This is a genomic window from Zemynaea arenosa (genome assembly GCF_004614185.1).
Lineage (GTDB): Bacteria > Pseudomonadota > Gammaproteobacteria > Burkholderiales > Burkholderiaceae_D > Telluria > Telluria arenosa.
On record NZ_SPVF01000035.1, the window covers coordinates 1 to 12,195 of the forward strand.

Sequence of the window (12,195 nt, forward strand, 5' to 3'; positions counted from 1 at the left end):
GCCACCGGGGGCGCGCGCCGAGCGCGAGGCGGCCAGGGTTTCATAGGCGGCGTTCAGGATCACCACGCGGTCCGAACCCCACACCAGCAGGGCCGGGACCGGAGCGCCCAGCACCAGGTCCGCCGCCAGGCGCAGCGGGAACGGCCAGCCGGCGGGCGCGCCCAGCATGCTGGCGGACCAGTCGTAGTGCGATACGGGAGTGGACAGGCTGCCTGGCTGGGTCATGAGTGGTGCGGAGACGGATCGAAACGGTTGCGGACGCGGGACATCCTACACCAAACGGGCCGGGCGCCGCGTTTATTGTGCCGGGGCCGGCAGGGGGATGGCCTCGGCTGGCGGCTGCGATGTGAGGGGCGGGGAGAAGTGGCCGGACAGAAAGTGCGCGATGCGCTCCTGGGTGGTGGCCAGGTAGGGGATGTTCAGGTGGTCGGAGCCGGGAATGATGTCGTCCCCATGCAGGGCGGTCAGCTTGGCCACCAGCAGGTCGGTGTGCGCGTGGGGGATGATGTCGTCGCTCTCGGCGCGCAGCACGTAGGTCGGCACCTTCAGCTCCGGCGCATACTTGATCGACTCGAAGCGGTGGCGCAGCACGTAGTCGACCGGCACCGCGCGGAAGCGGCGCTTGGCGATGGCGACGATGGAGTCGTAGGGGGTGATCAGCACCACCGCGCTGGCGGGCCGGTCGCGCGCCACCTGCACCGCCACCCCGGAGCCCAGGCTGCGGCCGACCACCGCGATGCGGGACGGGTCCACGCTGCCGTGCTCGGCCAGCCAGTCGAACAGCATGCGGCCGTCATGCACGATGTCGTGCTCGGCCGGGTCACCCAGCGAGTCGCCGTAGCCGCGGTAGTTCACGGCCAGCAAGGCCATGCCGGGGAACAGCGTGCCGGCATCGCGCACCACCCAGGACACCTCCTCCGAGCGGCCGCCGAAGTACAGCACGGCCGGGTAGGGACCGACGGCGTGCGGGGTCAGCAGCCAGCCCCCGAGGCGGGTGCCGTCGTGGCCGCGCAGGACCACCGGCCGGGTACGGTGACCGCTGCTGCGCGGACGGAACACTTCCTTTTCGGTGACTGGATTGAACAGCAGGCGGCGCTGGGTCGCGGCGACGGCGGCCGTCAGGCCCAGCCATAGTACGCTGGCGAACCCGGCCATGCCGGCGACGGTAGGAATTTTGCGGGAGCTGTCCATGCTTCCCATCTTGGGGCATGACGGCTCTGCGGTATGTGCGCGACCGCACGCGGCGGGCGCTGGCGTAGCGATTTCGCAACAGTTCGCGGCGCTGGCGGCGGCGCAAAAAAAAAGCCCGCGGACGGGCCGACGGGCTGAATCTATCTCGCGGAGGAGAATAGAGGAGACAGGAAGCATCATGCTGCAACGCAAAAAAGATTGCCAATTGATTGTTGTGATGACAGATATCAACTTTTTCTATGTGGCCTGCGCCGCCGGTTTTGGAGGCCGGCCAAGACGCGCACGATACAAGTTGGCCTAGTGCCTCGCAGTGAAAATGTTCTACGATAGCAACTATGCGTAAAAAGACACTGCCGGCGGTGCTGGCCTGCCTGTTCCTGAGCCTGGCGGCCGGGACGGGGCACGCCCAGACCCAGAAGCCGCTGGCGGACTTTTCGCTGGAGCAGCTGTCCGAGATCGTGGTGTCGTCCGTGTCGCGCCAGGACACGCGGCTGGCCAGCGCCCCCGCGTCCATTTACCGCATCACCGCCGCCCAGATCCGCCGCTCGGGCGCCACCACGCTGGCCGAGGCGCTGCGGCTGGCGCCCAACCTGCAGGTGGCCCAGGCCGATGCGCGCAGCTACGCAATCACGTCCCGCGGCTTCTCCTCGCTGCTGGAAAACAAGCTGCTGGTGCTGGTGGACGGGCGCAGCATCTACTCGCCGCTGTTCTCCGGCGTGTTCTGGGATGCCCAGGACCTGCCGCTGGAAGACATCGAGCGGATCGAGGTGATCAGCGGCCCGGGCGCCACCATCTGGGGCGCGAACGCCGTCAACGGCGTCATCAACATCATCACCAAGCCGGCGGCCGAGACCTTGGGCGGGCTGGGCGCGCTGACGGCCGGGGACGGCGAGCGCGGCGCGCTGGCCCGCTACGGCGCCAGGCTGGGCGAGACGGGCGCCTGGCGCCTGTATGCCAAGTACGGCGCGCGCGACGATTTGGCCGGTGCTCAAGGCCGCCTCGCACCGAATGGCTGGCAGCGCCGCCAGGCGGGTTTCCGCGCCGACCTCGAGGCGGCTGGAGCGGCCTGGATGCTGGCCGGCGATGCCTACACCGGGGCCCTCGGGTACGGCCTCGGCGACATCGCCATCTCCGGCGCCAACCTGAACGCGCGCATGACGCGCAAGCTGGCCGACGGCTCTGGCCTGCGCCTGCAGGCGTGGCTCGACCACGTCGAGCGCGACCAGCCCGGCGCCGCCTATGAAAAGCTGGACACGGTGGACCTCGAATTCCAGCACGACTGGCGCCCCAGCGCGCGCCACACCCTGGCCTGGGGCGGCGGCTACCGCTACGCGCGCGACCGTGTCACCAACGGCACCGGCCTGCGCTTCCTGCCGGCCGAGGCGCCGCTGCGCTGGGCCAACCTGTTCGTGCAGGACGAGCTCGCGCTCGCCCCGGACTGGCGCCTGACCGCCGGGTTGAAGGGCGAGCAGACCAATTACGACGGCCTGGAATGGCTGCCCAGCCTGCGCCTGGCCTGGCAGCTCAACCCGGACGACCTGCTGTGGGCCGCCGCCACCCGCGCGATCCGCTCGCCCTCGCGTATCGACCGCGACCTGTACGTGCCCACGCCCGGCCAAGCGCCGGAGCGCCCCTGGCTGGTGGAGGGCGGTCCCGCGTTCCGCTCCGAGACCGCGCACGTGGCCGAACTCGGCTACCGCGGCCAGCTGGGCCCGGCGATTGCCCTGTCCGCCACGGCCTTCGCCGCCCGCTACGACGACCTGCGCACGCTGGAACCGCAGCCCGATCGCGGCGCCGTGTTCCAGAACCTGGGCGAGGGGCGCACGCGCGGGCTGGAAGCCTGGGCCCGCTGGAATCCGGTGCCGCAGTGGCGCGTCACCGCGTCCGCCGTGGTGCAGCGGATCGCCACCTCGCTCAAGCCTGGCAGCCGGGATGCCTCGGCCGGAGGCAGCCTGGCGACCAACGACCCCAGCCACTACTGGACCCTGCGCTCGCTGTGGGACGTCAGCAACGCGCTGACGCTGGACCTGTTCTTCCGCCACGTCGGCAGCCTGCCGCGCCCGGCCGTGCCCGCCTACAGCGAGCTCAACGCCCGGCTGGGCTGGACCGTGCGGCCGGGGTTGGAGCTGTCCGTCACCGGCCGCAACCTGCTGCATGCCGAGCATGCGGAGTTCGGCGCCGACACGACCCGCGCACTGGCCGCGCGCCAGCTTCTGCTCAACGTGCTGTACCGTTTCTGACCATGGCACGTTTCCCCACTCCGTCCCGGACCCGCTGGCGCCACCTGGCCGGCCTGCTGCTGTTCGCCTGCGCGGCCGCCGCGGCCTGGGTGCCGCAGGCCGGCCAGGCCCAGTCCCCGGCCACCTCGGCGGCGGCGCTGGAGCGCAGCGTCAAGGCGGCCTTCCTGTACAAGTTCCTCGGCTATGCCGAATTTCCGGCGACGGCCTTCGCCGACGGCACGGCCCCGGTCGTGATCGGCGTCGCCGGATCGGACGAGATGGCTGGCGAACTGACCCGGATTGTGGCCGGGCGCACAGTGAATGGGCGCCCGATCGCCGTACGATCGCTCAGAGAGCCCGAGGCGGCGGTCGGTGTGCACCTGCTGTTCCTGGCCGGCACCGATGGCGCACGGGTGGGCCGCTGGCTGCGCGCCGCACCCCAGCAGCCGATGCTGGTGGTCAGCGAAGCGCCCGACGGCCTGCCGCAGGGGAGTGTGATCAATTTCAATATCATCGACGAGCGGGTCCGGTTCGACGTGTCGCTCGACGCGGCTGACCGCTGGAATGTCAAGCTGAGCTCGCGCCTGCTGACGGTGGCGCATCAGGTACGCAAGGGAGTCAATTGATGCTGTGGCGCGATCCGGGCACGGTCCGAAGCAAACTGATACTGATGGCGGTGGCGACCACGCTGGTCGCGCTGCTGACGGCGTCCGCGGCCATGCTGTTCTACGACCTGCGCACCTTCCAGCGCTACTGGGTGGACGACCTGACCACCCAGGCCGACATCATCGCCAGCGTGACCGCGCCGGCGCTGACCTTCAACGACGCCAAGACCGCCCAGCAAAGCCTGGCCGTGCTGCGGGTGCGTCCGCAGATCCTGGCGGGCGCCATCTATGCTGCCAATGGGGCGCGCTTCGCCACCTATGTGCACCGGCCGGACGGCCCGCCCGCCTTCCCGGCGCGCCCGGAGGCCGCCGGCTACCGCATCGAAGGCGGCGAGCTGGTGGTGTTCCACGACGTGGTCGACAACGGCGAGAAGGTCGGCACCGTGTATCTGCGCTCGCGCTACGGACTGGTGGACCGGCTGGTGTCCTATGGCGCCATCCTGGGACTGGTGATGCTGGTGTCGCTGGTGGCGGCGGCGCTGGTCGCCTCGCGCCTGCAGAAGGCGATCACGCGCCCGATCGAGGCTGTGACCAACGTCGCGCGCCAGGTGATGCAGCGGCGCGACTTCACCCTGCGCGTGCCGGGCAATAACACGGGCGAGATCGGGGTGCTGGTCGATGCCTTCAACGACATGCTGGCCGAGATCGGCCGCCGCTCGCACGCGCTGCAGGAAGCCAACCTCACCCTGGAGCACGAGATGCAGGTGCGCCAGCGCGCCGAATCGGCCCTGCTGCAGGCGGACAAGCGCAAGGACGAATTCCTGGCCACCCTGGCGCACGAGCTGCGCAATCCGCTGGCGCCGATCCGCACCGGGCTGGACATCCTGCGCATCCGCAGCGGCGACGCCGAGGCCACCCGGCGCGCCACCGACATCATGGAGCGCCAGCTGCGCCAGATGGTGCGGCTGGTCGATGACCTGCTGGACGTCTCGCGCATCAATACCGGCAAGTTCGCCATCAAGACCGGGCGCGTGGAGCTCAAGGCCGTGGTCAACGACGCGCTGGAAGTGGTGCGGCCCTACATCGAGCTGCACGGCCACGAGCTGCTGCTGGACCTGCCGGACCGGCCGGTGTTCCTGAATGGCGATGCGACGCGGCTGGCGCAGATCCTGTCCAACCTGCTGAACAACGCCGCCAAGTACACCAACCGGGGCGGGCGCGTGAAGCTGTCCGCGCACGTGGACGACAAGGTGCTGACCCTGTCCGTGGCGGACAACGGGATCGGTCTCGAACAGGACATGCTGGACCAGGTGTTCGAGATGTTCGTGCAGGTCGACTCCTCGCTGGAGCGCACCAACGCCGGCCTGGGCGTGGGCCTGTCGCTGGCCAAGCGGCTGGTGGAGCTGCATGGCGGGACCATTGAAGCCCACAGCCCGGGCGTGGGACAGGGCAGCGAATTCGTGGTCAAGCTGCCGATCGTGGTCGAGCCGGAGCTGCCCGCCAAGACCATGCCGGCCGAATTCATCAGCTCCGAGACCTACCGCATCCTGCTGGCCGACGATAATGTTGACTTTGTCAACAGTATCGGCGCGCTGCTGTCGGCCATGGGGCACAGCGTGGTCATCACCCACAACGGGCCGAATGCGCTGACGGCCGCGGCGCGCTTCTGTCCGGACTACGCCTTCCTCGACATCGGGTTGCCGGGGATGTCCGGCTACGACCTGGCGCGCGGGATCCGCAAGCTGTCCTGCGGGGCCACCACCATCCTGATCGCCGTCACCGGCTGGGGCCAGGAGAAGGACCGGCAGCTGGCCTTCGAGGCCGGGTTCGACCATCACATGGTCAAGCCGGTGCGCTTCGAGCAGATCGAGGAAATCCTCAGCAACCGCGCGCTGATCAAGAAAGTGCGGACCTAGACGGCGTGCAGGCGCCGGGGTGCAGGTGGCGTGCCCGGCGCGCACCCATGAGAGCCGCGCGTACCCCGCGGGTCACCGCAAAAAAACGGCAAGCGCCGGACTGCGCGCTTGCCGCTGTGCCGAGACGTGCGGCGTGCCTGGTTGGCCTCGGAATTACTGCTTGCGGCGCCGGCTCATCCAGCCCAATACGCCCAGCCCACCCAGCAGCATGGCGTACTCGGCCGGTTCAGGCACCGGGGTCAGGGTGATGGCGCCACCCAGGGCGGCACCGCTGTTGTCCACCATGGTCCCGCTGACGAGCAGCCAGTAGTCGCCACCCTCCAGGTTGGCCGCGCTCACCGTCCACACGTCGAACGAGCCGGAGGACAGCGACATCCCGCTGGCCACCAAGCTGCCGGCGCCACCGCCATCGGCGGCATAGACGTCGAAGCCGGTGATGTCCAGGCCGCTAGTAGCTTGCAGGCTGGGGGAACCGACGATCGCGGCCACGCTATCGCCGGCGGCTGCGGTAAAGCGGAACATGTCCTCGAAGGTATTGCCCTCGTTGTTCATGTTGAACACGGCGCCGAAGAAGCCGGCGTTATCGGTCAGAACGATGTCTTGCGGGGCGCCGCTGATGTCGGCCGCGAAGGCTGGCGCGCCCAGGGACGCACCCGCCAGCGCGAGCGCGGCGACCAGGGATTTCATCTTTGCCATAGGGTACCTCTCAGTTTATGCAAGGGCGGTGGGAGCCGCCGGTTGATCAACTTCGGGGGACTTTCATCCTAGCGCACGCACTACGGAACACGGCGGAGTTCCAGCTTCGCGTGCGTGGCGTGCTGGCGGGCAAGCAATTGGGGCGGCGGGAGCGGCGGAAGGGCGCCTTAGAGGAAAGCGCGCACTGTTCCAAATCTCAGCAGTAACAGCGAGCCCGTCGGGGTAAAGGCTGTAGGACTGGGCTGACAAAAATGGAAGGGCAAGTCCTCTGCAGAGGACGTCTCAACGAGCCCACAGATGGGCGGACACAGCCAAGAAAAAAGGCCCAGAGATTGCTCTCTGGGCCTTTCCTTGAAACTGGTGCGGCTGGCAGGAATCGAACCCACGACCCCTTGGTTCGTAGCCAAGTACTCTATCCAGCTGAGCTACAGCCGCGCAGACACGTAATATAACACTTCATCCCACTTCCAGAAGAACTGGTGCGGCTGGCAGGAATCGAACCCACGACCCCTTGGTTCGTAGCCAAGTACTCTATCCAGCTGAGCTACAGCCGCCAGGACAAGTGTTTTACCCAATTCTCCGGGACCGTTGCCGGCTGTCTCCCCGAAGAAGACAGCATTGTAGGGGGTGGTGACCGATTTGTCCAGAGGGTAAAGAAATTGTCGCCCAGGGAGAATTCGCTGCGGCATCCTCTGGTAGATTAGCTCGACCACAAGGAGGGGAACAGCAGGAATGCGACCGATCACCAATATCGAGGACCTGCGCGTGCTGGCCGAGCGCCGCGTGCCGCGCATGTTCTACGACTACGCCGACGCCGGCTCGTGGACCGAGTCCACCTACCGCGCCAACGAAGAGGACTTCCAGCAGATCAAGTTCCGCCAGCGCGTGGCAGTCGACCTGAACAACCGCACCACGCGCTCGACTATGGTCGGGCAGGACGTGGCTATGCCGGTGGCCCTGGCACCGACCGGGCTGACCGGCATGCAGCATGCGGACGGGGAGATCCTCGCGGCGCGCGCGGCCGAAAAGTTCGGGGTGCCGTTCACCCTGTCCACCATGAGCATTTGCGCGATCGAGGACATCGCCGCGCACACCAGCGCGCCGTTCTGGTTCCAGCTGTACGTGATGAAGGACCGCGTGTTCATCGAAAAGCTGATCGAGCGCGCCAAGGCCGCGCGCTGCTCGGCGCTGGTGCTGACGCTGGACCTGCAGGTACTGGGGCAGCGCCACAAGGACATCGTCAACGGCATGAGCGCGCCGCCCAAGCTGACCGTCAAGAACATGCTCAACCTGATGACCAAGCCGCGCTGGTGCTGGAACATGCTGCAGACGCCGCGCCGCCAGTTCGGGAATATCGTCGGGCATGCGACCAGCGTGTCAGATCTGAGTTCGCTGTCGGCGTGGACCTCGCAGCAGTTCGATCCCTCGCTGTCGTGGGACGACGTGGAGTGGATCAAGAAGCGCTGGGGCGGCAAATTGATCATCAAAGGGATCATGGAAGTGGAGGACGCGCGGCGCTGCGTGGACAGCGGGGCCGACGCGCTGATCGTCTCCAACCACGGCGGCCGCCAGCTGGATGGCGCGCCCTCGTCGATCTCCGCGCTGCCGCCGATCGTCGATGCGGTGGGGTCCCGGATCGAGGTGCACATGGATGGCGGCGTGCGTTCCGGGCAGGACGTGGTGCGCGCGCTGGCGCTGGGCGCCAAGGGCGTCTACATCGGGCGGCCGTTCCTGTACGGGCTGGGGGCCATGGGCGAGCAGGGCGTCACGCGCTGCCTGGAGATCATCCGCAACGAGCTCGATCTGACCATGGCCTTCTGCGGCCTGCGCGACGTGCGCGCCATCGACCGGTCCATCATCCTCCCGCCGCGCGCGCCCGACTGGTACCTGAAAGGCGCCTGATACCCCCCAACGGGGTCAGGCCTGCCCCGCATTGAGGGGGCCTGACCCCACTTCTTGAACAACTCGCGAATTTCACATTTCACGAACGAACTCAGCGAGCAGGAACCCGCATGGCTGCTGGGCCCATGTCACAACTGAACAAAATTGGGGTCAGGCCCCGGTCCTAGAGGAGGGGTCTGACCCCGACGTTATCCACAGGTGCCTGACCCCGGTTGGGGTTAGACAACGTTGGTGGGGTGGCCGGCGGCATACGCGTCGATGTTATCGACCAGCATGTCGGCCAGGGTCTGCATGGCCTGGGCGCTGCCCCAGGCGTTGTGGGGCGTGAGGAGGAAGTTGGGGAGGCGCAGCGTCAGCAGGGGATTGTCGGGGGCGGGGGGCTCCTTGCTCAGCACATCGAAGCCGGCAGCGGCGATCACGCCAGCACGCAAGGCGTCGGCGAGGGCCTGTTCGTCCACGAGGCCGCCGCGGGCGGTGTTGATCAGGATCGCCGAGCGCTTCATGGCCTGCAGTTCGGCCGCGCCGATCATGTGACGGGTGGCCTCCGTCAGCGGGGCATGCAGGGAGACGACGTCCGACTCGCGCAGCAGTTCGTCCAGCGGGACCTGGCGTACCTCGGGATCGCTCACCGGCGAGCGGGAGGTCACAATGATCTTCATGCCAAAGGCGCGGCCAATGCGCGCCACGGCCTGGCCCAGCGCACCGTAGCCAACGATGCCCAGCGTGCTGCCGGAGAGGTCGCGGATCGGGTGGTCCAGCAAACAGAAGCGCGGCGAGGCCTGCCACTTGCCGGCCTCCACATCCGCGCGGTAGGCGATCAGGTTGCGGCGCAGGGCGAGCATCAGCGCGAACGCATGCTCGGGCACCGCGCCCAATGAATAGTTGCGGATATTGGCGACCACGATGCCGCGCGCGCGGGCTGCGGCCAGGTCCACGTTGTCCGTGCCCGTGGCGGCGACGGCGATCATCTTCAGGTCCGGCAGCTGTGCCATATGCTCGTCCCGCACCGGTACCTTGTTGGTGACGCAGATAGTGGCGCCGCGCAGCCGCTCCACCACCTGGTCCGCGGTGGTGGACGGGTAATCGGTCCAGCTATGTTCAAAGGCGGGCGGGCGGACGTTCGCGAGCAGGCTGTCGCGGTCAAGAAAGACGATGTGGTGCATGCAAATCCTGTGAAAAAGCGCCGCCAGGACTGGCTAGGCGCGTTGCAGTTGCAGGCCGTCCGTTGCTGCGGAAGGGCCGCCGGAGCCAGCTGGAACGACTGCGGCGGGCCGCGCCGCTGCGGCGGCCGAAGGGAGGGCACTGGTGCCTGCGCCCGCCGCCTGCATCTGCAGCAGCGGCGCCTGCGCAAACAGATCCGCCACCCACTCCACGAACACGCGCACCTTGGCCGACAGGTGCCGGTTCTGGGGATACACGACGTGCACCGGCAGCGGCTTGGACACCCAATCCTCCAGCAGCGGCACCAGCGCGCCCGATTCCAGGTACGGCTGCGCCACAAAGCTCGACATCTGCACGATCCCCAGCCCCTCCAGCGCCGCGTTGGTGTGCGAGGTCGACTCGTTCACCGCCAGGCTGCCCGGCACCGACAGCACGAACTCCTCGTCCCCGCGCTGGAAGTCCCAGTCATACACCTTGCCGGTCTTGGACGAAAAATAGTTCACGCAGCGGTGATGCTCGACCAGGTCGCGCGGATGCGTGGGCCGCCCGAAACGCTGCAGATACGAAGGCGCCGCGCAGGTCAGGAAGTGCAGCACGCCCACCCGCCGCGCAATCAGCGACGAATCGGACAGCTCGCCCCCGCGAATCGCGCAGTCCACGCCTTCCTCGATGAGATCCACCGGCCGGTCGCTGCACCCCAGCTCCAGCCGGATATCGGGATAGCGCTTGAAGAACTCCGGCAGCGCCGGCATCAGGATCAGATTGGCCACGCCCGCCGTGGTATCGACCCGCAGCCGCCCGCTCGGACTGGCCTTGTGCCGCGACAGCGCTTCCTCCGCCTCGCGCACGTCGTTCAGGATGCGCAGGCAGCGCTCATAATAGGCCGCACCGTCGGCGGTCACGCTCACGTGGCGCGTGGTCCGGTGCAGCAGCTTGACCTGGAGCGCCTGCTCCAGCGACTGCACCAGCGTGGAGACGGTGGCCTTGGGCAGCTGCAGCGCTTCCGCCGCGCGCGTGAAGCCGCCGGCGTCCACCACCTGCACAAACACTTCCATGGCCTGCAGCTTATTCATACGCTCCTTCATGACGCCCGCATGACATTGTTCGAATTCCTGAACAATCAATTCGCCAATGCCATCTTTATCAGATTGTAGTCCAAAGCTAAGATGCTCGTACGTCATCAAAAGAAGTTTGCAAAGGAGCCCGCGATGCGTACCCGTGACAGTCTGATTTCGATAGTAGCCCTGGTGCTGGCGCTCGGCGCATCCACCGGCGTGGCCTGGTCGGACGAATACACGCAGGTGCTGCACGCCGAATCGGTCGGCTTCGACGAACTGGCGCACGGCATGTTCGGTGGCCTGAAAGCGGCACCGTGCGACGAGGTGGCGGCCAAATGAAGATTGAACCCCAGCTCTCCATCCGCGCCCTGGAAGTGCGCGGTGAACAGGACCCGCTACCCGCCCGTCTCTACACGGGCGGGGACCCGGGACCGAAGAAGGACGGGCTGATCGTGTTCTTCCACGGCGGCGGTTTCGTGGACGGCGACCTGGAAGACGCCGACGAATTCCTGCGCCACCTGGCCGGCTGCGCGACCGGTTACGCGGTGCTGGCCTCCAGCTACACCAGGGCCACCGTGCGCCCCTTCCCGGCCGCGGTGGAAGACGCCCACGCGGTGCTGTTGTGGGCCAAGAAGAACAAGACGAAGCTGGGCTGGACTGGCCAGCGCCTGGTCGTCGCCGGTATCGAAGCGGGTGCCAACCTGGCCGCCGTCTGCGCCCTGATGGCGCGCGACCGCGGCGCCCCGCCCCTGGCCGGGCAGGTGCTGATCATGCCGATGCTGGACCCGGGCCTGTCGACCTGCTCGATGCGCGAGCTGCCCAAGGCCTGCAACGCCGGTGTGGCCGACACCTGCGCCGCCAGCTACCGCGGCTACCTGCCGAATGCGGCCGACCGCGCGCACCCGTATGCGTCGCCGCTGCAATCGAGCCGTTTGAAGAACCTGCCGCCCGCGCTGATCCTGTCCGCCGAGGACGATCCATTGCGCGACGAGGCCGAACAATATGGAGCAAAACTGACTTCCTGCGGTGTGGCCACCACGGTCAGGCGCATGGCGCCGGCCCCGCTGCAGGACCCCGCGGCCCGCGAGGAATGCGCCTGCCGCACGGCGGCCCTGAGCGAAATCCGCGCTTTCCTCGCTGCCCTGGACGGGACTTCAACCCCTTCCTGACGGCCTAGGTTTCCGTTTCACCTGATTCCAAGACGCCTCCCCGAGAGGCGCCAAGAGACGTTTTGCCGCCGTTTTTTCGGCGGAGGGGGCGCTTTTTCGCCGACGCTTGACCTCAAGTTAAGTTGAGGTCCGAGAATGCGCCCAGCTTCGACATTTCACAAGAAGGGAGAACAACATGAAGACCACTCGCCAAAACACCGACCGCCTGCACTCCGGCCTGAGCGCGGGCCTGCGCCCGCTGACCGGCGCGCTGCTGGCCGCGGGGCTCGCCGCCGCCG

The 12,195-nt window shown here is 67.6% G+C and carries 11 protein-coding genes, 2 tRNA genes and 1 pseudogene; 7 read left to right on the forward strand and 7 right to left on the reverse strand.

Features of this window, described 5'->3' with window-relative positions; translation table 11 throughout:
• A pseudogene (locus E4L96_RS02235) lies at positions 1–225 on the reverse strand (response regulator); the annotation flags it as partial.
• Between the two features lie 72 nt (positions 226–297).
• On the reverse strand, positions 298–1,191 hold the full coding sequence (locus tag E4L96_RS02240) for an alpha/beta hydrolase (RefSeq protein ID WP_135205611.1): 894 nt from the start codon (positions 1,189–1,191) through the stop codon (positions 298–300).
• Between E4L96_RS02240 and E4L96_RS02245 the strand changes: the two genes are divergently transcribed.
• The 4 genes from E4L96_RS02245 to E4L96_RS02260 are packed head-to-tail and all read left to right on the forward strand — an operon-like array spanning position 1,190 to position 5,931.
• On the forward strand, positions 1,190–1,492 hold the full coding sequence (locus tag E4L96_RS02245) for a hypothetical protein (protein ID WP_135205612.1): 303 nt from the start codon (positions 1,190–1,192) through the stop codon (positions 1,490–1,492). The genes E4L96_RS02240 and E4L96_RS02245 overlap by 2 nt on opposite strands.
• A 34-nt stretch (positions 1,493–1,526) precedes the next feature.
• On the forward strand, positions 1,527–3,431 hold the full coding sequence (locus E4L96_RS02250) for a TOL_0244 family TonB-dependent receptor (protein ID WP_135205613.1): 1,905 nt from the start codon (positions 1,527–1,529) through the stop codon (positions 3,429–3,431).
• Between the two features lie 2 nt (positions 3,432–3,433).
• A complete protein-coding gene (locus E4L96_RS02255; RefSeq protein ID WP_135205614.1) occupies positions 3,434–4,036 on the forward strand; it encodes a TOL_0243 family YfiR-like periplasmic protein in 603 nt (200 codons plus the stop codon).
• Positions 4,036–5,931, forward strand: coding sequence for a sensor histidine kinase, YfiR-like protein-associated (locus tag E4L96_RS02260; protein ID WP_135205615.1), 1,896 nt, complete (start codon positions 4,036–4,038; stop codon positions 5,929–5,931). Before E4L96_RS02255 ends, E4L96_RS02260 begins: the two co-directional genes overlap by 1 nt.
• A 153-nt stretch (positions 5,932–6,084) precedes the next feature.
• Here E4L96_RS02260 and E4L96_RS02265 read toward each other — a convergent pair whose 3' ends face one another.
• The 3 genes from E4L96_RS02265 to E4L96_RS02275 form a co-directional block, all read right to left on the reverse strand.
• A complete protein-coding gene (locus E4L96_RS02265) occupies positions 6,085–6,627 on the reverse strand; it encodes an FxDxF family PEP-CTERM protein (RefSeq protein WP_181017571.1) in 543 nt (180 codons plus the stop codon).
• A gap of 358 nt (positions 6,628–6,985) precedes the next feature.
• Positions 6,986–7,062, reverse strand: a tRNA-Arg gene (locus E4L96_RS02270).
• Between the two features lie 42 nt (positions 7,063–7,104).
• A tRNA-Arg gene (locus E4L96_RS02275) sits at positions 7,105–7,181 on the reverse strand.
• Between the two features lie 178 nt (positions 7,182–7,359).
• Between E4L96_RS02275 and E4L96_RS02280 the strand changes: the two genes are divergently transcribed.
• Positions 7,360–8,529, forward strand: a complete 1,170-nt coding sequence (locus tag E4L96_RS02280; protein ID WP_135205616.1) for an alpha-hydroxy acid oxidase — start codon at positions 7,360–7,362, stop codon at positions 8,527–8,529.
• 218 nt (positions 8,530–8,747) lie between these two features.
• Here the strand turns inward: E4L96_RS02280 and E4L96_RS02285 are convergent, their stop codons facing one another.
• Both E4L96_RS02285 and E4L96_RS02290 read right to left on the reverse strand, forming a co-directional pair.
• Positions 8,748–9,692: a D-2-hydroxyacid dehydrogenase gene (locus E4L96_RS02285; protein ID WP_135205617.1), complete on the reverse strand. Its 945-nt coding sequence runs from the start codon at positions 9,690–9,692 to the stop codon at positions 8,748–8,750.
• A gap of 33 nt (positions 9,693–9,725) precedes the next feature.
• Positions 9,726–10,763: a LysR family transcriptional regulator gene (locus tag E4L96_RS02290; RefSeq protein WP_135205618.1), complete on the reverse strand. Its 1,038-nt coding sequence runs from the start codon at positions 10,761–10,763 to the stop codon at positions 9,726–9,728.
• Between the two features lie 135 nt (positions 10,764–10,898).
• Between E4L96_RS02290 and E4L96_RS02295 the strand changes: the two genes are divergently transcribed.
• A complete protein-coding gene (locus E4L96_RS02295; RefSeq protein ID WP_135205619.1) occupies positions 10,899–11,087 on the forward strand; it encodes a hypothetical protein in 189 nt (62 codons plus the stop codon).
• The gene (locus E4L96_RS02300) at positions 11,084–11,917 is read left to right on the forward strand and encodes an alpha/beta hydrolase (RefSeq protein WP_135205620.1); all 834 of its coding nucleotides are present in this window, start codon (positions 11,084–11,086) and stop codon (positions 11,915–11,917) included. Before E4L96_RS02295 ends, E4L96_RS02300 begins: the two co-directional genes overlap by 4 nt.
• The last annotated feature ends 278 nt before the right edge of the window (positions 11,918–12,195 follow it).

What these genes read in the sequence shown, in the direction of transcription:
- E4L96_RS02250 (WP_135205613.1), top strand. Translation starts at nt 1,527, where the DNA reads ATGCGTAAAAAGACACTGCCGGCGGTGCTGGCCTGCCTGTTCCTGAGC.
- E4L96_RS02255 (WP_135205614.1), top strand. Translation starts at nt 3,434, where the DNA reads ATGGCACGTTTCCCCACTCCGTCCCGGACCCGCTGGCGCCACCTGGCC.
- E4L96_RS02280 (WP_135205616.1), top strand. Translation starts at nt 7,360, where the DNA reads ATGCGACCGATCACCAATATCGAGGACCTGCGCGTGCTGGCCGAGCGC.
- E4L96_RS02300 (WP_135205620.1), top strand. Translation starts at nt 11,084, where the DNA reads ATGAAGATTGAACCCCAGCTCTCCATCCGCGCCCTGGAAGTGCGCGGT.
- E4L96_RS02265 (WP_181017571.1), bottom strand. Translation starts at nt 6,627, where the DNA reads ATGGCAAAGATGAAATCCCTGGTCGCCGCGCTCGCGCTGGCGGGTGCG.
- E4L96_RS02260 (WP_135205615.1), top strand. Translation starts at nt 4,036, where the DNA reads ATGCTGTGGCGCGATCCGGGCACGGTCCGAAGCAAACTGATACTGATG.
- E4L96_RS02240 (WP_135205611.1), bottom strand. Translation starts at nt 1,191, where the DNA reads ATGGACAGCTCCCGCAAAATTCCTACCGTCGCCGGCATGGCCGGGTTC.
- E4L96_RS02290 (WP_135205618.1), bottom strand. Translation starts at nt 10,763, where the DNA reads ATGAATAAGCTGCAGGCCATGGAAGTGTTTGTGCAGGTGGTGGACGCC.
- E4L96_RS02285 (WP_135205617.1), bottom strand. Translation starts at nt 9,692, where the DNA reads ATGCACCACATCGTCTTTCTTGACCGCGACAGCCTGCTCGCGAACGTC.
- E4L96_RS02295 (WP_135205619.1), top strand. Translation starts at nt 10,899, where the DNA reads ATGCGTACCCGTGACAGTCTGATTTCGATAGTAGCCCTGGTGCTGGCG.
- E4L96_RS02245 (WP_135205612.1), top strand. Translation starts at nt 1,190, where the DNA reads ATGCTTCCCATCTTGGGGCATGACGGCTCTGCGGTATGTGCGCGACCG.